The following is a 17,740-nucleotide window of genomic DNA, read 5'->3' on the forward strand; positions in this document are numbered from 1 at the left end:
CCTGCATCTCGAGGACGATCCCTGGACTGCGACATCGTGCGCGACCGGCTGCGCCAGGAAGGCATCGAATGCGACGTGCAGTGCGTCGCGGGCAGGAGCGAGTACTCGGCGGCCCTCGAGGCTTTCGCCCCCGATCTGATCCTGTCCGATCACGCGCTGCCCGGGTTCGACGGTGTGTCGGCTCTGCGGATGGCCAGGTCGCTGCGGCCGGCCGTGCCGTTCATCTTCGTCTCCGGCGCCATTCTCGAGGACGAGGCGATCGAGATGCTCAAGCAGGGGGCCACCGACTACGTTCTCAAGAACCATCTGGGCCGGCTCTGTCCCGCCGTGCGCCGGGCGTTGCAAGCGGCGCGGGAACAGGACGAACGCCAGCGCGCTCTGCGCCGCGCTGCGAGACAGCGAGCGGCTGCTGAGGCAGATCATCGATCTGGTCCCGCACTTCATCTTCGCCAAGGATACGCAGGGCCGTTTCCTGCTGGCCAACCAGGCGGTCGCCGACGCCTACGGGGCGACCGTGACCGAACTGCTGGGCCGGTCGGATGCGGATTTCCGGCGGCCGGAGGCCGAGACCGCGCGCAGTCTCGCGGAGGACCGCGCGGTCATGGAAGTGGGGTGCGGCAAGTCGGTTGTCGAAGAAACGGTCACCGGCGTGGGCGGACTCGCCCGCATCGTGCAGACGACCCGCATTCCGTTCGCCGTGCCGGGCAAGGCCGAGCGCGCAGTCCTGGGCGTGTCCAGCGACATCACGGAACTGCGCTTGGCCGCGACCGCGTTCCAGTCGCACGAAGGCATTTTCATTACCGATGCCGACGGCGTGATCCAACGCGTGAACCGCGCGTTCCTGGACATCACCGGGCTGTCCGCGGATCGGGCGCTGGGCATGCGGGCCACCGAACTGTTCGTGAACGGAGAGGGGTCCTCTCCGAGCCAGTGGTCCGCTTTCGTGATCAGCGGCAGCACGTACTGGCAGGGAGAGGCCCAGGCGAGACGCGTCTCCGGCGACGTGTATCCCATCTGGGAAACGATCACCGCCGTCCGGCGCGACGACGGCGCGGTGACGCACTACGTCTGCCATTTCCAGGACATCAGCGAACGCAAGCAGATCCAGGAGCGCATCGAGTACCTCGCCTTCCACGATTCGCTTACCCATCTGCCCAACCGCTCGCTGCTCATGGATCGCTTGCAGCAGGCCATCGCGCGCAATCGCCGGCGCGGGCTTTCGGGCGCGCTGCTCTATCTGGATCTGGACCACTTCAAGAACATCAACGATTCGCTCGGGCATCCAACCGGCGATCTGCTCCTGTGCGACGTCGCCCGCTGCCTTCTCGCCCAGGTGCGGAGCGAGGACACGGTGGCGCGGCTGGGAGGCGACGAGTTCGTGGTGCTCCTGCCTCAGCTCGAAGGGGCGCGCGACGCGGTCGCACGCGAGGCGCGTGCCATCGCCCAGAAGATCCGCGAGGCGCTGTCCGGGGACTTCATCATCGCCGGCGACCGGCTTCGGGCCAGTGCGAGCATCGGTGTGATTCTCTTCCCCGAGGGCGAGGAGACTGCCGACGACATCCTGCGTCACGCGGACATCGCGATGTACCAGGCGAAGGCGGCGGGCCGGAACACGGTGCGATTCTTCTCGCCGGAAATGCAGGCAGCGGTCAGCGAGCGGCTGCTGCTGGAAGGTCAGCTTCGCGATGCGGTCGTCCGTCAGGAGTTCATCGCCTATTTCCAGCCGCAGATCGAGCTGGCCACCGGCCGGCTGTTCGGAGTGGAAAGCCTGCTGCGCTGGCAGCATCCGGCCCACAGTCTGCAGCCCCCGTCGTCGTTCATCCCCCTTCTCGAGGACACCGGCCTCATCCTGCCGGTGGGCCAGTGGCTGCTGCGGCACGTGTGCGAGACGCTGGGCGCACTGAAGGCCAAGGGTCACCATGTGCGGGCGGCGGTGAACGTGAGCCCGCGCCAGTTCTACCAGGCGGATTTCGCCGACCGTATCCGCGATGTGCTGGAGGAAACGGGCACGTCCCCGGAGACCCTCGAACTGGAGATCACCGAGAGCGCGGTCATCGACGACATCGACCACACCATCGGCATCATGCGGCGTTTGAAGGACCAGGGAGTCCGCTTCTCCCTGGACGACTTCGGCACCGGATACTCGTCCCTGAGCTATCTCAAGCGGCTGCCGCTCGACACGCTGAAGATCGACCGTGCGTTCGTTCGAGATTGCACGACCGATGCCAACGACGCCGCGATCGTGCGGGCGATCCTCGCCATGGCGTCGAGCCTGGGGCTCGAAGTGGTGGCAGAGGGTGTGGAGACGGGGCCCCAGCTGGAATTCCTGCGGTCGCTGGGCTGTGCCTCGTACCAGGGGTATCTGTTCAGTCCGCCGGTGCCGCTGGACAGGCCGGCCGCACTGCTCGACGATCGCGCAGGCTCCGGCCGCCAGAGCAAAGTCCGGATCAACGTGCGCGGCCTCGGCCGGGGCCCGGTTTCCACTTCGCCACCCGCGCGGCCCTCGCGTGTTCCGGCGGAAGTGCGATCCGTGTGCACGGATTGCACATCTTCCTGCTCATGGCGGCGTGGCCGCTTCCTCCCCCCGATCCGGTTTGGTCGCAGGCTCCACGCCGGCCATGAGCGACGCAAAGGCCTCGACCTCGGCTTCCACCGACTGCAGCGCCTTGCTCTCGAGTTCGCGGAACCGGCCGAGAATGTCGCGCCCCAGGTCCGTGAGCATGGCGCCGCCGCCGCCATCGCCCCCGACCTTGCAGTCGATGAGCGGCGACGGGAACATCATGTTCAGCTCCTCCACCAGGTTCCATGCACGGCGGTAAGGCATGTCGATGCGTCGCGCCGCCGCGGTGATGGAGCCGGTGGCGGCGATGGCCTCCAGCAGCGCGGCCTTGCCAGGGCCGAACGCAAGCGCGTGACGAAAGCTGATCTGGACCGTGCATGGCCGCGGCGTTGCGGGAACTGGAGTTGGCACGGTGACGTGGCATCAGAGGGATTCCAGGAAACGCACCAGGGCGCTACGGTCGGTGAGGGGCGCGAGACGGAACGATTCGCGCGCGGGACGCGCCTGACCACCGTGCCAGAGGATCGCCTCCTGCAGCGTGCGTGCGCGGCCGTCGTGCAAGAAGCCCGCACGAGGGTTCACCACGTGAGCCAGTCCGATGCCCCATAGCGGTGGTGTACGCCAGTCGCCGCCCGACGCCGCGAAGTCCGGCCGGCCATCCGCGAGATCAGGTCCCAGGTCGTGGAGGAGGAGATCGGAGTAGGGGCGGATGGTCTGTCGGGAAAGCTGCGCGAAACGGGGGATTGCCGGTCGTCAGTTCCGGTACATGGCATTGGGAACAACCGAAATCGTTGAAAAGGTGCTCGCCGCGAAAGACGTCGGGTACGCGTTCGCCTCGGCGCGCCGGGACGGGCAGCAGACTCATGTAGACCGTCAGGTCCTCCAGTTGCCTCGCGTCCAGTTCAGGCGTGCCGCCGTGAGGTGCGCGTGCGCACTCGACCTGCGGAGCTGCGCAGTTTTCCGTCCGGAACAGGTCGGAGGTGATGCCCATGTCGCCCCAGGCAGCCGCGGCGTTCTGCTGCCGCAGGTGCGGCTGGTTGGACTTGAGCCCGAACCGGCCCGTCACGAGTTCGCCCTTGCGCACGTCTAGTACCCTGTTGACGCGGCTCGCACCCATGCCGGGCCTTTCGGCGAGGGCGCGCAAGGTGGTTTCGTCCACGGCCTCCAGCAGCCCCAGCCCGTACACCGGAGGGGCAACGCGGGCAGACATCAGCAATTGCACCTTCGGCGCGCCGAAACGCAGGTTGTGCAGGGTGAACACCGGGCGGCGTAGTTCCACGGACTCTCCCCCGGCAAGTGTGACGCGCTCGATCGTGTACGTGACGCGGGCCTCCCCCTCACCCGGTATGCCGGGGATGCCCGACTCGTTGATCTGGTCACCGTAGGCCGGATGAGGATGCGGGGGTTCATCCGGAAGTGCGCCCGGCTGGCTGATGCGCATGAGCATGGCGCGCATTTCCTCGTCCGGACCGTCGGGCGCAAAACCACGCCCATTTCTGACGTGACATGCGCCACAGGACATCCGGTTGTAGACGGGACCGAGACCGTCCACGGCTGCGTCCTCCGATGGTGCAACGACCCAGACTTGGCGGAACAGACTGCGTCCACGGAGAAAGGAGGCGCGCAGGTCGTCAGGAAGGCCCTCGGGGGCGAGGGAATAGGCGTCGCGGTGTTCCGCTCGCACGGTGAGCGATCCGCCGGCGCCACGCATCGTCCCCTCAACGGAATCGATACCGGACCAGGATGCCGAAACGCAGAACGACAGGCCGAGCAGCGCGGACGTGCAACGGGCTGCAGGGGCTCGGAGGCGTACCGTCCTTCCCGACAATGTCGGCAAGCCGGGTTGCGGCCGCCCGGGTGTGCACGTCGAAGAACCTGTCCCATTCGCGTTCGATCTCGGCTGCCCGGGCAAGCGCACGTGGGTCGCCACGGCGCCGCTCATCGAACGTGCGGTTCAGGTTGGCGTCCGCTGCCTGTTCGGCATTCAAAGGGAGCGCTTCGAGATGCCGGGTGGCGTCTTCGATCGCCTCCCGGCCGGCCCTGTCCGGACGGACTGCGTAAGCCTGTTCCGCTCGCCTGAGCTTTCGCAGCGCGTCGCGCAGGATGGGCTGTCGACGCGTGATCATCGCGTCGAAAAGCGCGGCGACGACGAGGGATCGCGCGATGCCTGTCGCCGGGTCGTAACGCAGCGCCAAGGCGTCGGGCGCGTCGAACGGACTGAGGCCGAAGGCGGACGCATCCTGGTAAGACGATGGTCGCACGGATAGCTTGGCCACATCCGCGTCACCCAGGAGCTGCTGACCTTCGGGTGAGAGCAGAAATGCGACGAAGCGGTGCGCGGCCGCCGGATGCGCCGCATGGGTCAACACGCCGACGTGCGCGAACGAGTACCCGTTCGCCGTGGGACGCGTGAGGACGAACGGGGCTCCATTGGCGATGGCAGAACGAGCGAAGAAGTCGATGGTGAGGCCAACTGCCGCTTCGCCGCCACGTAGTTCATCGGAGATGAACGCGCCGCTGCCGTCGATCAACCGGTTGAATGCGGCGATACGCGACAGGAGAGACCAGCCGTCGCGCCATCCGAGGGACTGCAGCACACCGTCGACCAGGGTCGAGGCGAAGCCGACCTTCGACGGAATGGGGAACAACACCAGGCCATCGAATCGTTCGTCGGCAAGATCCGACCACTCGCGCGGAATCGGCAGTCCGTGTACGGCCAGCGTGGCAGGAGCGCTGACGATGCCGAAGCTGGCCATCTCCACGCCCTCATACCGGCCCTGCGGGTCGGAGAACTGAAGCGGGCCGGCACGCCCGGGAAGCTGCGTGCGGTCGACATCCAGGACCGCAAGCAGGCCTTCGTCCGAGAGGGCGATGAAGTTCCGATAGGCGGGGGACCAGTAGACATCGATTCGCGCATTCCGGTCACTGCGCAACGAGGGAAGCGCGTCGTGAGGCATGCGCCACACGAATTGGATGTCGATGTCCGGATTGGCACGTTCGAACGCAGCTTCGAAACGGCTGAACACCTCCTCTGGATAGCTTGTGAGGACGACGACGTCCTCGCGTGCGTAAGCGGGAGAAAGAAGCGCGATTGCGAACGCCACAAAGACGTGCAAGACAGGGCAGGACAAGAGGCGCATGAATTACTCCGAAAGCGCCGAAAACCGGCGGGAGATGGACGTGATCCTCCGTGCCATTTCTGCCAGGACAGCGCTTTCTTCTCGATATGTTGACACAAATATAACGAACGCGATCGGGTGTCGAATCGGCACGGAAATATTGCTGCGGGGCCTGGAGCTCAGAAGCGATAGGAAGCATTGGCGAAGAGCGAACGTCCGGGATTCGGAAAGCCGAAGTCCAACTGGTAGTTCTTGTCCAACAGATTGGTCACGCCCACTTCGGTCGAGACGTTGCGAACCGGTCGCCAGGTCAGCTTGACATTGAGCACGGCGAAACCGCCGACCTTGACGGTGTTGCTTGCCCAGCGGCCGCTGAACTGCTCGCCGAACGCGGTGACGTCCAGGGACTCGGCGGGCCGCCAGATCCCGAACAGCGTCAGTTTGGCCTGAGGAATGCCTGTCAGGCGCACGCCAGGATTCCTCTCGTTGCGCAGATGGAGGAATGTCGCGTTACCGCCGAGTTCCAGGGATGTACCGACAGTAGAGCGCAAGCCGTCTCCGCGCCGACGATGCGGACCTCCGCCGACGTTCTGCTGCTGACAGAGGTTCGTCGACGAGCAGGTGGCTGCGCCGTTCAGATTCACGCTCTGGATCTTGTCTTCGATCTTGTTCTGGAACAGCGCGAACTCCGCCTGTGCCGCGCCCCATGGGCGCCCCTGGTAGCCGACTTCGAAATTGCGTGCCTGTTCGGCGCGCAGGCTGGGGTTTTCGACATACGTATTGAGCCGCTGCGAATAGCGATCCTTGAGGGTCGGCAGGCGTGTCTTCTCGGCGAAGGTCGCGTACAGCCTCGCTGTCGGCGACAAGTCGTGGAAAAGACCGAATTGGGGATCGTTCGCTGTCTGCCTGCCGGGCAGTGAATAGGTCGGACCGGCGCCCGACTTGTAGACCCGGTCTGGATCGAGCGCGTGATGGGAGAATCCGATGGAGAGCGTGGTCCCGTCTCCGACGGAGACCGCATCCTCGACAGCGAAGGTGCGAAGCGTGTCCGAGAAGTCTGCCCCGATAGCCGCGTTGGCATCTGTTTCCTCATGCTGGTCGCGCTTGTACTGGGCAATCAGCCGGACGGTGTTGCCAGGGAAGCGCCGGGATTCGAGCTCGATCGACCCGCCGAACGTGCGGTCCTCATAGATGCTGCGTCCCGTGGAGACACTGCCCGGACCGCTCGTCCTGAGCACCGAATAGCTTGCGTCCGTGAAGGTGTCGACCTCGTTGTCGAACTTGTCCAGGTACAGACGCAAGCGCAGGGACTCCCGCTCTCCAAGGCCGGTTCGTGAGATGAAGTAGAGGCTCTCCTTGTCCCAGAATGGCCACTGCCCGAAGCGGGCGGAAGCCGGGTCGGTCGAGGGTGGCTGTCCCTTCTTGCCGTTCTGCTGGAGATACGTGAGGGCGTACTCGTCGTCTCCCCGTGGGGTGAAGCCCAGTTTCAGCGACACCTTGTCGTCGCGGAAATGCGAGTTATTCCGCGTATTGCCGTCCTCTGTGGCGGTGGGCTGAAATCCGAAGACATCCGGAATCCGTCTGCGTCACGATACGAGACGCCTGCCTGGACGTACCAGCGCTCGTGCCGGCTGCCCACGTTCGCATCGGCCCGATGCGCGTTCCCCTGGCCGATGCCCACGGTAACGTCGCCTTCCAGTTCCCGCGAGGGACGTCGCGAGATGAGATTGATCGCACCTCCCAGGGTGTTCGGTCCATACGCCACCGAGCTGAATCCCTTGGCCACCTGGATGCCGGAGAGATCCGCAGTTGCAAAGCGGCCGAAGTCGACATAGCCATCGTAGGGCACGTAGACCGGAATGCCATCTATGAACAGGGGCGTCTGGCGAGGGTCGTACCCCCGCATGTATACGGTTTGTTCGTTGCGGACATTGCTCGTGACCGCGATGCCAGACAAGAGGTTCAGCGCATCGCTCACCGTGGGCCGGTCGAATCGGCGGATCTCGTCTGCCGTGACGACGGACGAAACCTGTTCCGAAAGGATCTCGCCGACCTCGGGTCGCTTGGCCGTGACGAGAACCGTTCCGAGATGGAACACCCCGGCATCGGCGGCGAGTGCCGTGCAGGGGACCGAGAGGGCGAACACCGTGAGACACGACGTACGTGACATGAAATGGCCCTTGGGCATGTCGACGGTTTCTCGGCCAGCCGCGTGTCCTCGATTGGGGCCGCTCTTGCGATACGGCAGGCGGATTTCGGATTCGGCACGACGCGACGCGCGAGTCATGCCGGTAGACAGGCCGGCAATTGCGTTATAGTGTGCAGAATATAACGATAGGCGGCAACATCCATCTCCATTTTTTGGGTTCGATGGATGCACACGGACGCCAAGATTCGCGAGGACACTGATCGCGCGCATCTGATAGTTGACATTGCGATATGTCCGGAACAACATAACGCGGCATCCAGGCGCAGGTTCTTCCGCATCGGACTCGGGTTGACGGTGGGCCAACCGTCGAAACGCGGAGGACCTCCCGCGCCAAAAGGCGGTGCGGCCCGGTGAGGGGGCCGGCTGGGATCGCCCACGCAGCGGCTGCCGATGAACCGGAACCCACCCTCAAGCGTGTGCAGCAGCTCGAATCCGTGGTGGAATCGCTGGCGGCGCAGCTGGATGCACTTCGCCTTGAACTACAGAACGCCAGACGTGAACTCGAAGCCGCCCGTGGGACGGCTACGCCTGCCGAGGCTCCGCCGGCCGGGCATGCCGCGGATCTGCCTCCCACCCGGCGCGAGTTGAATGAAGCGCTCGCCACAGCACAGGAGGCGAAGGAACAGGCCGCCTCCATCCAGCAACGCTTCGACCAGCAGGGGGTGCAGGCGAGCTTCACGGACGGCCTCACCTTCCAGGACCCGCGAGGCCGCTGGACGCTCAAGATGATGGGGAGGGCGCAGCTGGATTACCGCCATTTCCTCGGCGCCGAAGAAACGCTCGCCGACACCTTCAGCGTCCGCCGAGCCCGGCTGGGGGCGCAGGCCACGCTGTTCAAGGACTACCTGGTCCAAGTGGAAGGCGAGTTTTCGGGCAGCTCGGTCACCATGACCAACGGCTTTCTCGAATTGCAGTGGTTCCCGCGGCGAAGGTCCGCATGGGGCAGTTCAAGCCGCAGTTCGGTCTGGAGCAGACTCTGCTCGACTTGCAGAGCGATTTCCAGGAGCGATCCCTCACCCAGAACCTGCTCGACGGCAACGGTCTCAACTACGACCGGGGAATCATGGTTCACGGCGCACCGTGGAAGCCTGTCTACTACGCCGTGATGGTGTCCAACGGGACGGGCGTGGGGCTGGACGAGCAAGGCCGCAACGCCTCCGAGGCCCGTGCGGACAGCAAGGATGTCACCTTGAGAGGTGTCGTCGACTTCGCTCAACTGATCGACGTGCAGGACGCGGTCCTGCACGCAGGGTTGTCCTGGAAGTCAGGCAAGCAGGCCAACAGGCAGACGGCGCAGGCGGACGCCTTCGCCGCGCCGGCGTTCCGGACCGAGTCTCGCGGACTGACGTTCTTCACGCCGCAGTCTTTCTTCGGCGCGGGCGGCACGACGGGCGAGATCGAACGTACGCTCCAGGCGTTCGAGATGTCGACCTCCTGGCGGTCGCTGCGTTTGACCGGAGAGTGGTGGAAGGGGACCTATGCGGGTGCCAGAACCCCCACGGCTGGAACCCCGGCGGAGTTCTCGCGCGACATTACGGCCAGTTACGTGAGCCTGCTGTGGCTCGCCAGTGGCGAGGTATGGTCCGACTACTACGGTGGCGGCTACTGGCAGAAGGTGCGGCCCAACAACCGCTTCTCGTTCGAGCCGGGCGGGGGCTGGGGTGCGTGGGAGCTGGGTCTGCGCTACAGCCAGATGAATGCCTCCGACTTTCGCGGCACGAACGGCGCGGGTACTGGCCAGGTGTCCGCCACTGCCCCGGTGACTCAGGCGACCACCAAGGCCGACGCCTGGACGGCACAGATCAAGTGGATCCAGAACAACTACGCGCGCTGGCTGCTGAGCTACGTGCAGACGCGGTTCGATACGCCGGTCCTCGTCAACGGGGTGGCGATAGAGCGCGAGGAGGCCATCCTCTTCCGCGCACAGGTGGATTTCTGATGATTACCAGAACGATGCAAGGCAGGAACCCGAAATGAAGCGATTGAAGAACCTGATGTGTGCCGTGCTGCTGGGAACGGCTGCCGCAGGGAATGCCATGGCGGCGGACATCACCGTTTCCGCGGCATCGAGTCTGACCAACGCCTTCCAGGAGATCGGACGGCAGTTCGAGAAGGAACGCCCTCAAGACCGTGTCCTGTTCAACTTCGGATCCTCCGGGCAGTTGGTGCAGCAGATCGTCCGCGGAGCGCCGGTGGATGTGTTCGCTTCGGCCGACGAGGACTCCATGAACAAGGCGGAGAAGGAAGGGGCGATCGACCGCCCGTCTCGATTCGATTTCGCTCGCAACCTGCTTGTGCTGATCGTGCCGGTGGATTCGCGACTCACCGTGCGGACACTGCGTGACGTCTCCCAGCCGGCCTTCGGGCGGATCGCCATCGGCAATCCGGACTCGGTCCCAGCCGGGCGGTACGCCAAGGCGGCCCTGGAAAAGGCGGGCCTCTGGAGCGCGTTGCAGGACCGGCTCGTCAACACCGTGAATGTCAGGCAGGCGCTCGACTACGTGGCACGCGGCGAGGCCGACGCGGGATTCGTCTATGGCAGCGACGCCAGGCTCATGCCCTCCCGCGTGAGATCCGCGCTGGAAGTGGAGGTGCCGCAGCCGATCCTCTATCCGGTGGCTGTCGTGAGGGGCGGCGGCAACAGGAGCGGAGGCGCGGCATTCGTCGCCTATCTCAAGTCAAGGGCCGCACTGGACATCCTGGTCAAGTACGGATTCCAGACGCCATGAGCGCAGACGCATGACGCAAGGATCCTGCGGAACGCCCGCTCTCAGCGATAGGGTCGGCGCCATGGCTCGCTCTTGACGGTCCGCGTCCGGGTTTTGCTCCACGCCGCTGCTATCATCCACGGCATCGTCGGCGAGGGGTGGACGTGACCATAGGCGGGTTCTTTGCGGTGGGGCTGGGCGCGGCGCTGGGCGCGTGGCTGCGCTGGATTCTCGGCGTCTTCTTCAATCCGCTCTTTCCCACCCTGCCGCTGGGCACGCTCGCTGCCAATCTCGGCGGCGGATATCTCATCGGGGTGGCGGTGGAGTTCTTCGGAACGCGCGCGGGTCTTCCCCCCGAGTACCGCCTGTTCGCGATCACCGGCTTTCTGGGCGGGCTGACGACCTTCTCGACCTTCTCGGCCGAGGCCGTCAATCTCTTTTCTCGCGGGCAGCTCGCGTGGGCGGCCGCGCACGTCGGGAGCCACCTGGCGGGATCGCTCCTCCTGACCATGCTGGGCATCCAGACCGTGCGATCGTTGCAGGGAGCATGACCATGACCGGCACCGTGATCCTTCAGCTCTATTTCGCCGAGAACGACCGCCACCGCGGCGAACTCGCGTACGAATGGGTGCTCGAACGCAGCAAGGCGCTCGGAATTCCAGGCGGCACCGCGCTGAGAGGAATCGCGGGTTACGGCAGGCACGGGGTGCTGGAACAGGAGGGCTTCTTCGAGCTGGCTGCCAATCTGCCGATCGTGCTTCAGTTCGTGTGCGCGGCCGCCAAGGCGCAGGAACTCCTGCAGCTGCTCGCGGCCGAGAGGCTGGCGGTCTTTCATACCCAGGCGGCGGTCGAAGCCGGATGGACCGTACCGCCTCAATGAACGGGGACTCCATGGACAACGCCTCTTCGATCGCACCCCACACGCTGAGCGGGCGCGACGCGTTCGTCCGGCTCCTCGCTTCAGAGGGCGTCGACACGCTGTTCGGCAATCCCGGCACCACCGAGTTGGCGATCATGGAAGCGCTCGGCACGCAATCCGACATCGGCTATGTGCTGGGATTGCAGGAATCCGTCGTGGTCGCAATGGCCGACGGCTATGCGCGTGCGTCAGGGCGCCTGGCCGCCTGCAACGTGCACGTGGCCCCGGGGCTGGGCAACGCCATGGGCGCCCTGTACAACGCGAAGTTCTACGGCTCGCCGCTGCTGGTCACCGCCGGCCAGCAGGAGCAGGGGCACGGCCTCATGGAGCCACTGCTGTACGACCCCCTGGTTCCGATCGCGCAGCCGCTGGTGAAATGGGCTGTCGAGTGCACGCGGGTGGAGGATCTGCCGCGCATCGTGCGGCGAGCGGCCAAGGTCGCGCTCACGCCCCCCACGGGCCCGGTGTTCCTGAGTCTGCCGGGCGACGTGCTGGATGCCTCGGCGGTGCTGGACATGGGGGCGCCGACGCGCGTGGATTCCGCAGTGCGTCCGGTGGACGCGACGATTGCGCGCCTCGCCTCCCGCCTGCGTTCCGCACGCCACCCCGTGCTCATCGCCGGTCACGAGCTCGCCACGCGCAATGCCCTGGCAGAGGCGGCGGAGCTGGCGGAGGTGCTGGGGGCCCCCGTGCTGCAGCAGACGGTCCCCTATGCGGCGCAGTTCTTCTCGGAGCACCCGGCTTTCCTGGGCGCGCTCACGCGCAACCAGACGCAGGTGCGGGCCGCTCTCGAGCCCTACGACCTGCTGGTGTTTCTCGGGTCGGATGTCCTTCGAATGTCCGTGCACAGTCCGGTCGACGCCATGCCGCCCGGAAAGTCCGTGATCCAGATTGCCGAGCGGGACTGGGAACTGGCCAAGAACTACCCGGCCGAGATCGCCGTCCGGGCCGACGTGAAATCGACCCTGCGTGCCGTGGTGGATTGGCTGAGGCGCGAGTCCGGTCCTGCCGATGGGCAAGCCGCCGCGGCCCGCATCGCCGCGCTCGCGCCGCAGAACTGGTCGGCGAAGCGCGTTCACGCGGCCGAGCAGGCGCTCAAGTTTTCCGGCCGGACGCCGTTGGAACCCGCATTTCTGACGAAGGTTCTGGCGGATGCGATTCCGGGCGATGCGGTGGTGGTGGAGGAAGCCCTCACGGCAGGGTTTCCCCTCCTGGGCTTCCTGCGCCTGCGCGACCACCAGGGCTTCTACGGGCTTGCGTCCGGCGGGATCGGCTTTGCGATGGGCGGCGCCGTGGGCATCAGTCTGGCGCTGGCTGACCGCCCGGTCGTGGCGCTCGTGGGCGATGGCAGCGCCATGTACTCGATCCAGGCGCTCTGGACCGCTGCTCACCTGCGGCGGCCGATCACGTATGTCATCGCGAACAACCGCAGCTACCGCATCCTCAAGGAACGGCTCCAGTCATTCCGCAAGACCGATCGATTCATCGGCATGGATCTTCGCGAACCGTCCATCGACTTCGTCGCGCTGGCGCAGTCGATGGGGGTTCCGGCGCGGCGCATCGACGATCCGGCCGCGTTCGAGCCGGCGCTTCGCGCGGCTGTGGCGAGCGGCGGTCCGACTCTTCTCGACGTCTCGGTCGCGGACGGTTACGGCGGCTGACGCGCTCATCCCGCGGATTCTTCCGCGGCCACCTGTCACCCGGGCTTCCGCCAGAGGCGGACCGGTCCTGTTTCCCCGGAGGAACGAGCCATGAACATCGAGGCCGCCGCGTCCGTTGCACCGAATGTTCCGAGCAACCCCTTCCCCGCACTGCCCCAGGAAGACGAGCGGGACCTGCGCGATCTGTTCGCCCGCTGGGAGGATCTGGCCAAGTCGGAGCATTCCATGCCGCCCGTCTCTCCGCTCATCTTCCGGCTGCTGCGCATGGACCGCGATGCGCCGCTGGCCGTGGGCGAGGTGACCGAGATCGTGGAAAGCGATCCCATCCTCACGGCCCGCCTGCTGGGGCTGGCGAATTCGGCGCTCTTCGTCCGGCCCGGCAAGCCGATCTCGGACGTGAAGTCGGCCGTCATCCGGCTGGGCATCAACGAAGCCTTCGAGGAGACGTTCACCCAGCTCTTCGGCATGTGGGTGCGCCACATTTCGTTGTATCTCGCCGATCATCTGCACGACGCGGTCACCCAGCACGAAGCGTGGTCCTTCCAGACGCCGTCGGCCTACCCGCTCGGCTGCATTCCCCACGTGCCCGAGAACGTGACGGCCGCGCTGGTGGCGCTGGGCCTGGACGACAAACTGGAAGGCATCATCGAGCGCGTGGCGCTCCAGAGCGCTCGCATCGAATCGCTCGCGCGCATGCCCTGATCGTGGCGGGTTGACGGAACGCGTCCGGCGGTGCCATTGTCGCCGCCGGCCGGAGGGCAGGGCAGGGCAGCGCGATTCTCCTCCCTGTTTTCTCCGTCCACGATGTCTACCATCCAGCGTCCCGGGGACCCCTCATGCCGACCGATGTCGTCACGTTCTACGACACCCATCCGATCAACGAAGAACAGGTGCTGCGCGCCCTGGCCGAGAAGGGCATCGATCCCGGCCGCCTGAGCGAGAAGGATCTGCAGGCGCACGATCAGGACCATTTCGGCGGGCTCGAAGCGAACGATTCGCTGATCGCGATGGCGGGCATCGGTCCGCAGCATCGCGTGCTGGACGTCTGCTCGGGATTGGGTGGCCCTGCCCGGTACCTGGCGGACAAGGTCGGATGCCGCGTCGTGGGCCTGGACTTGAACCGCAGCCGGTACGAAGGCGCACAGCGCTTCACCCAGCTTGCCCGTCTTGACCATCTGGTCACTTTCGAGAACGGCAACGCCCTGGAAATGCCGTTCGAGGCTGGAACGTTCGATGTGGTGATGGGGCAGGAAGCCTGGTGCCATGTCCCCCACAAACCGCGGCTCATCGCCGAATGCGCGCGCGTGCTCAAGCCGGGGGGCTGCTTTGCCTTCACCGACATCCTGCGTCGCGACGGACTGAGCGAGGCCGAGATGGCCCGGCTGCGGGTCGACATGGCGTTCCCCGATCTCGAAACGTTGTCAGGCTATTCCAGCCTGCTCGAGGCCAACGGCTGCACCGTGGAACGCTGCGACGACCTCAGCCCCTGGTGGACCCAGGTGCTCGTGGACCGTCTGGCGATGTACCGCAGCCTGGGCACCGACACGGCACGCAAGTTCGGTCAGGCGCGATCGGCCGCATGGGACGAGTTCTACGCCTTCTTCGTGGGGCTGTATCAGCTCGGCCGCCTGGGCGGCGGACGTTTCATCGCGCGCAAACGGTGACGTCGTTCGCCCGATCGACGCCCTCCGATGCGGCTGTCAGGGCTTGAATCGCAGGCTCACCGTGGGATCGCCGGGCAGGCCGAGATAGCGGACGGTCACGGCCGTCCCGGCTTTCGGCGGTTGCGGCGGCAGGAAGGAGCCGAGGCTCAGCATCTGTCCCGGCGTCAGTTCCACGCCTTCATCGTGCAGTGATCGGGCGAGCCACAGCGCAGAGTTGAGCGGGTTGTCCATCAGCACAGAGCCGGACGCCCGGGCGCTTTCCGTTCCGTCCACTTCGATCACCACGGCCATCTGCGCGAGTGCGTCGGCGAACGCCTGATGGTTCTCGGCCCTGAGCGGTCGACCCAGCACGCCCAGGCGGGTGCCCACGTTGATCGCGACCAGCGCGGGGCCGGTGATCTTCACGTCGGGTGCCAGCATGAGATCGGGAAGTTCGATGAACGGCACGATCGACTCGATGTATTCCAGCGCTTCGAGCGGGGTCGAGGCCTTGTGCAGCCCGGGTTTCTTCACGACTGCCACGAGGTCCGCTTCCCACATCGGGCGGGCGCCGAAGCGGGCCGGCAGTTCCACGTCCCCGGTCAGCAGCATGTCCCGCAGCATCGCGGCATGCACGGGAGTCGAGACGCCGAATCGTTCCTGTACGGCCTTGTTCGTGAGGCCTGCCTTGTAGCCCGCGACGGGACCCCAGGTGCCCGTCAGCGCATTCACCACCTTGCCCTGAGCGCAGAGCGCGTCGTCGAGCGATGCGGCGCTCGGAAGTCCTCTCGCGGGCCGGACGGCCGAAAAATCCGCGACGAACGCCGCCACCTCCGCGTCGTCCGGGCATGCGGCCTGAACAGTAAACGGGAGGCACAGCGAAGCGAGCACTGCAGCGATCGGGCGCAACGTCATCTAGGGTTCCTGTGGGGTCCGGTCCTGGTGCCGGAGCATAAGAGGCTGCGGGCCGAGTGAAAAGGGTGCCCGGCATTCAAGCCGCGCGTCACTGTCCGTTCACGCCGTGGGGCGCGAGCGCGCACCGGCGCCGCAGGCAAGGCTGCCTCACGGCGAGCTTTCACGTTCGGCCCGCAGATCCGTTCGATAGGTCTCGGGCCCACGTAGACGGCGACCGCCGTGATGGCACACATGGCGATCATGTAGGCAGCCACGCCCCACGGCTGCCCGTTCATGGACACCACCAGCCACGCCGAGACGAAAGGAACGATGCCGCCGGCGAGCAGTGAACCGAGTTCCCTTGCCACCGCGAACCCGCTGTAGCGCAGTCGCGCACCGAACATCTCCGCGAAGTACGCGGCCTGCGGACCGAACATGCCTGCCACGCCCACGGCGATGCCCAGAATCATGGCCACGGTGATGAGCAGCGGATCGCGGGTCTCGATCAACAGGAAGAACGGATAGGCGAATAGCCCGGCGAAGATGGCGGCACCCATGTACACGGGCCGCCGTCCGACGCGATCCGACAGCGCCGAGAACAGCGGGATCGTGAGCAGCGACAGGGCGTGCGCGGTCATGATTCCCGTGAGTGCGGTCGATTTCGGCACGCCCAGGTTGCGCGTGAGATAGTTGAGGGCGAACACAGGAAACAGATAACCCAGACCATTCTCCGCGAGCCGAGCGCCGATCACCACGAGCACTTCCTTCGGATAGCGCCGCATGACCTCGACGATCGGCGAGCGCAGCACCTTGCGGCGAGAGACCGCTTCGCGGAACACGGGCGTCTCGGTGACCTTCGCGCGGATGTAGAAGCCCACCAGCACGAGCACGATGCTGAGCAGGAAGGGGATGCGCCAGCCCCACGCCAGAAAGTCCTCGCGCGGCAGGGACGAACACGCAGCGAAGACGCCCGCTGCGAGCAGATTGCCCACCGTTACCCCGATGGGGGCCCAGCTTCCGAACAGTCCTCGCTTTCCCTCCGGTGCGAATTCCACGGCGAGAATCACCGCGCCGCCATACTCCGCGCCGGCGCCGAAGCCCTGCACGAGCCGAAGAAGAACAAGGAGCGCGGGCGCCGCCAATCCGGCGGTCTCGTACGTCGGCAGCAGGCCGATGAGAAACGTGCCTCCTCCCACGAGCAGGAGCGTGATGACCAGGATCGGTTTGCGTCCGAGCTTGTCGCCCAGATGGCCGAACACGATGCCGCCGAGCGGGCGGGCGGCGAAGCCGACGCCGAACGTGGCGAACGATGCGAGCGTGCCCACCGTGGGATCGAGCTTGGGAAAGAACAGTTCGCCGAACACGAGCGCGGCGGCTGTTCCGTAGATGAAGAAGTCGTACCACTCCAGCGCAGATCCGACCGCCGCGGCGGTCAGCACCTTGCGATGCTCGGACTTCATCGGTTGGACTCCGTTTCGTCAGGGGAGAAATGCCGGGTCGCGTGTCCCAGGCGTCTTGTTGTCGTGGTGCGCAGGCGCGCGGGGGTCACGGGGAGGGCATCGAGACCCTCCTGGTGCTCGCAGGCGGCAGGTGGCGGGCGCAGCGGATGCGCGACCCTCCGACGGATTTTCTGAACGTCGACGATATTGACGTACCGGCAGGGCGGCCGCCTGCACCAGCCGGTGCATTCCCGCACCGGAGCGGCGGGCTGGCAATCCTACGGTGGATCATGCTGCTTCCTCCCGCTCGGTTCATCGTCTCCGGCCTGCCGGACGTGAGCCGTGTCGTGACGAAGGCGCTGCGCAAGTGTGGCTGACGTTGAACTGCGCTGCGCTCGTCGATATGCGGCGATGCTACACGCGCAGGCCCTTTCCTGTCGTGCTGCGTCGCAATGAGACCGGCATCGTCGGTACAGACCCGGCGAAGTGGGTTGCCATGCCTCATGACGCGAAAAGGTGCGGGTCTTGCTATCCGGCACGCATCGCTGCGCCCTCGCGCTTGGAGCGCCGGGTGCGAAGGAGACGGGC

13 protein-coding genes and 4 pseudogenes are annotated in these 17,740 nt (G+C 65.9%); 10 read left to right on the forward strand and 7 right to left on the reverse strand.

Annotated features, from left to right (window positions below):
- Positions 1 to 21: 21 nt before the first annotated feature.
- The 3 pseudogenes from IPK20_08935 to IPK20_08945 all read left to right on the forward strand — a co-directional run bounded on the left by IPK20_08935 (position 22) and on the right by IPK20_08945 (position 2,377).
- Positions 22 to 318, forward strand: a pseudogene (locus IPK20_08935) (response regulator).
- A pseudogene (locus IPK20_08940) lies at positions 305 to 1,114 on the forward strand (PAS domain-containing protein). The pseudogenes IPK20_08935 and IPK20_08940 overlap by 14 nt, the downstream one beginning before the upstream one ends.
- Positions 1,115 to 1,582: 468 nt before the next feature.
- Positions 1,583 to 2,377: pseudogene (locus IPK20_08945) on the forward strand (EAL domain-containing protein).
- Between the two features lie 180 nt (positions 2,378 to 2,557).
- On the opposite strand, the gene IPK20_08950 reads toward IPK20_08945, so the two are convergent.
- The 5 genes and pseudogenes from IPK20_08950 to IPK20_08970 form a co-directional block, all read right to left on the reverse strand.
- Positions 2,558 to 2,926, reverse strand: a complete 369-nt coding sequence (locus IPK20_08950; GenBank protein MBK8016828.1) for a LysR family transcriptional regulator — start codon at positions 2,924 to 2,926, stop codon at positions 2,558 to 2,560.
- A 57-nt stretch (positions 2,927 to 2,983) separates the two neighbouring features.
- A pseudogene (locus IPK20_08955) lies at positions 2,984 to 4,016 on the reverse strand (thiol oxidoreductase).
- Between the two features lie 262 nt (positions 4,017 to 4,278).
- A complete protein-coding gene (locus IPK20_08960) occupies positions 4,279 to 5,700 on the reverse strand; it encodes an extracellular solute-binding protein (protein ID MBK8016829.1) in 1,422 nt (473 codons plus the stop codon).
- A gap of 158 nt (positions 5,701 to 5,858) precedes the next feature.
- Positions 5,859 to 7,175: a TonB-dependent receptor gene (locus tag IPK20_08965; protein MBK8016830.1), complete on the reverse strand. Its 1,317-nt coding sequence runs from the start codon at positions 7,173 to 7,175 to the stop codon at positions 5,859 to 5,861.
- Complete coding sequence (locus tag IPK20_08970; GenBank protein MBK8016831.1) at positions 7,166 to 7,966, reverse strand: TonB-dependent receptor plug domain-containing protein; 801 nt, start codon at positions 7,964 to 7,966, stop codon at positions 7,166 to 7,168. The genes IPK20_08965 and IPK20_08970 overlap by 10 nt, the downstream gene beginning before the upstream one ends.
- An 859-nt stretch (positions 7,967 to 8,825) precedes the next feature.
- Between IPK20_08970 and IPK20_08975 the strand changes: the two genes are divergently transcribed.
- The 7 genes from IPK20_08975 to IPK20_09005 all read left to right on the forward strand — a co-directional run bounded on the left by IPK20_08975 (position 8,826) and on the right by IPK20_09005 (position 14,840).
- Positions 8,826 to 9,827 (forward strand): hypothetical protein, encoded by a 1,002-nt coding sequence (locus tag IPK20_08975; GenBank protein MBK8016832.1) that lies wholly within the window; start codon positions 8,826 to 8,828, stop codon positions 9,825 to 9,827.
- 34 nt (positions 9,828 to 9,861) lie between these two features.
- On the forward strand, positions 9,862 to 10,617 hold the full coding sequence (gene modA, locus IPK20_08980; protein MBK8016833.1) for a molybdate ABC transporter substrate-binding protein: 756 nt from the start codon (positions 9,862 to 9,864) through the stop codon (positions 10,615 to 10,617).
- Positions 10,618 to 10,760: 143 nt separating this feature from the next.
- Positions 10,761 to 11,147: a fluoride efflux transporter CrcB gene (gene crcB / locus IPK20_08985; protein MBK8016834.1), complete on the forward strand. Its 387-nt coding sequence runs from the start codon at positions 10,761 to 10,763 to the stop codon at positions 11,145 to 11,147.
- A gap of 2 nt (positions 11,148 to 11,149) precedes the next feature.
- Positions 11,150 to 11,476, forward strand: a complete 327-nt coding sequence (locus IPK20_08990) for a DUF190 domain-containing protein (protein MBK8016835.1) — start codon at positions 11,150 to 11,152, stop codon at positions 11,474 to 11,476.
- Positions 11,477 to 11,487: 11 nt separating this feature from the next.
- Positions 11,488 to 13,176 carry a thiamine pyrophosphate-binding protein gene (locus tag IPK20_08995; protein ID MBK8016836.1) on the forward strand — a complete coding sequence of 563 codons (1,689 nt, stop codon included), beginning with the start codon at positions 11,488 to 11,490 and terminating at the stop codon, positions 13,174 to 13,176.
- 90 nt (positions 13,177 to 13,266) lie between these two features.
- The gene (locus tag IPK20_09000; GenBank protein MBK8016837.1) at positions 13,267 to 13,878 is read left to right on the forward strand and encodes an HDOD domain-containing protein; all 612 of its coding nucleotides are present in this window, start codon (positions 13,267 to 13,269) and stop codon (positions 13,876 to 13,878) included.
- Positions 13,879 to 14,012: 134 nt separating this feature from the next.
- Complete coding sequence (locus IPK20_09005; protein ID MBK8016838.1) at positions 14,013 to 14,840, forward strand: class I SAM-dependent methyltransferase; 828 nt, start codon at positions 14,013 to 14,015, stop codon at positions 14,838 to 14,840.
- Positions 14,841 to 14,876: 36 nt separating this feature from the next.
- On the opposite strand, the gene IPK20_09010 is transcribed toward IPK20_09005, so the two are convergent.
- Both IPK20_09010 and IPK20_09015 read right to left on the reverse strand, forming a co-directional pair.
- On the reverse strand, positions 14,877 to 15,734 hold the full coding sequence (locus IPK20_09010; GenBank protein MBK8016839.1) for a hydratase: 858 nt from the start codon (positions 15,732 to 15,734) through the stop codon (positions 14,877 to 14,879).
- Positions 15,731 to 17,173 carry an MHS family MFS transporter gene (locus IPK20_09015; protein ID MBK8016840.1) on the reverse strand — a complete coding sequence of 481 codons (1,443 nt, stop codon included), beginning with the start codon at positions 17,171 to 17,173 and terminating at the stop codon, positions 15,731 to 15,733. The genes IPK20_09010 and IPK20_09015 overlap by 4 nt, the downstream gene beginning before the upstream one ends.
- Positions 17,174 to 17,740 lie beyond the last annotated feature (567 nt).

The organism is Betaproteobacteria bacterium, from assembly GCA_016713305.1.
Lineage (GTDB): Bacteria > Pseudomonadota > Gammaproteobacteria > Burkholderiales.

Excerpts from the sequence above, each read along its gene's own strand:
- IPK20_08960 (MBK8016829.1), bottom strand. The coding sequence starts at position 5,700 with ATGCGCCTCTTGTCCTGCCCTGTCTTGCACGTCTTTGTGGCGTTCGCA.
- IPK20_08970 (MBK8016831.1), bottom strand. The coding sequence starts at position 7,966 with ATGACTCGCGCGTCGCGTCGTGCCGAATCCGAAATCCGCCTGCCGTAT.
- IPK20_08975 (MBK8016832.1), top strand. The coding sequence starts at position 8,826 with ATGGGGCAGTTCAAGCCGCAGTTCGGTCTGGAGCAGACTCTGCTCGAC.
- modA (MBK8016833.1), top strand. The coding sequence starts at position 9,862 with ATGAAGCGATTGAAGAACCTGATGTGTGCCGTGCTGCTGGGAACGGCT.
- IPK20_08990 (MBK8016835.1), top strand. The coding sequence starts at position 11,150 with ATGACCGGCACCGTGATCCTTCAGCTCTATTTCGCCGAGAACGACCGC.
- IPK20_08995 (MBK8016836.1), top strand. The coding sequence starts at position 11,488 with ATGGACAACGCCTCTTCGATCGCACCCCACACGCTGAGCGGGCGCGAC.
- IPK20_09000 (MBK8016837.1), top strand. The coding sequence starts at position 13,267 with ATGAACATCGAGGCCGCCGCGTCCGTTGCACCGAATGTTCCGAGCAAC.
- IPK20_09005 (MBK8016838.1), top strand. The coding sequence starts at position 14,013 with ATGCCGACCGATGTCGTCACGTTCTACGACACCCATCCGATCAACGAA.
- IPK20_09010 (MBK8016839.1), bottom strand. The coding sequence starts at position 15,734 with ATGACGTTGCGCCCGATCGCTGCAGTGCTCGCTTCGCTGTGCCTCCCG.
- IPK20_09015 (MBK8016840.1), bottom strand. The coding sequence starts at position 17,173 with ATGAAGTCCGAGCATCGCAAGGTGCTGACCGCCGCGGCGGTCGGATCT.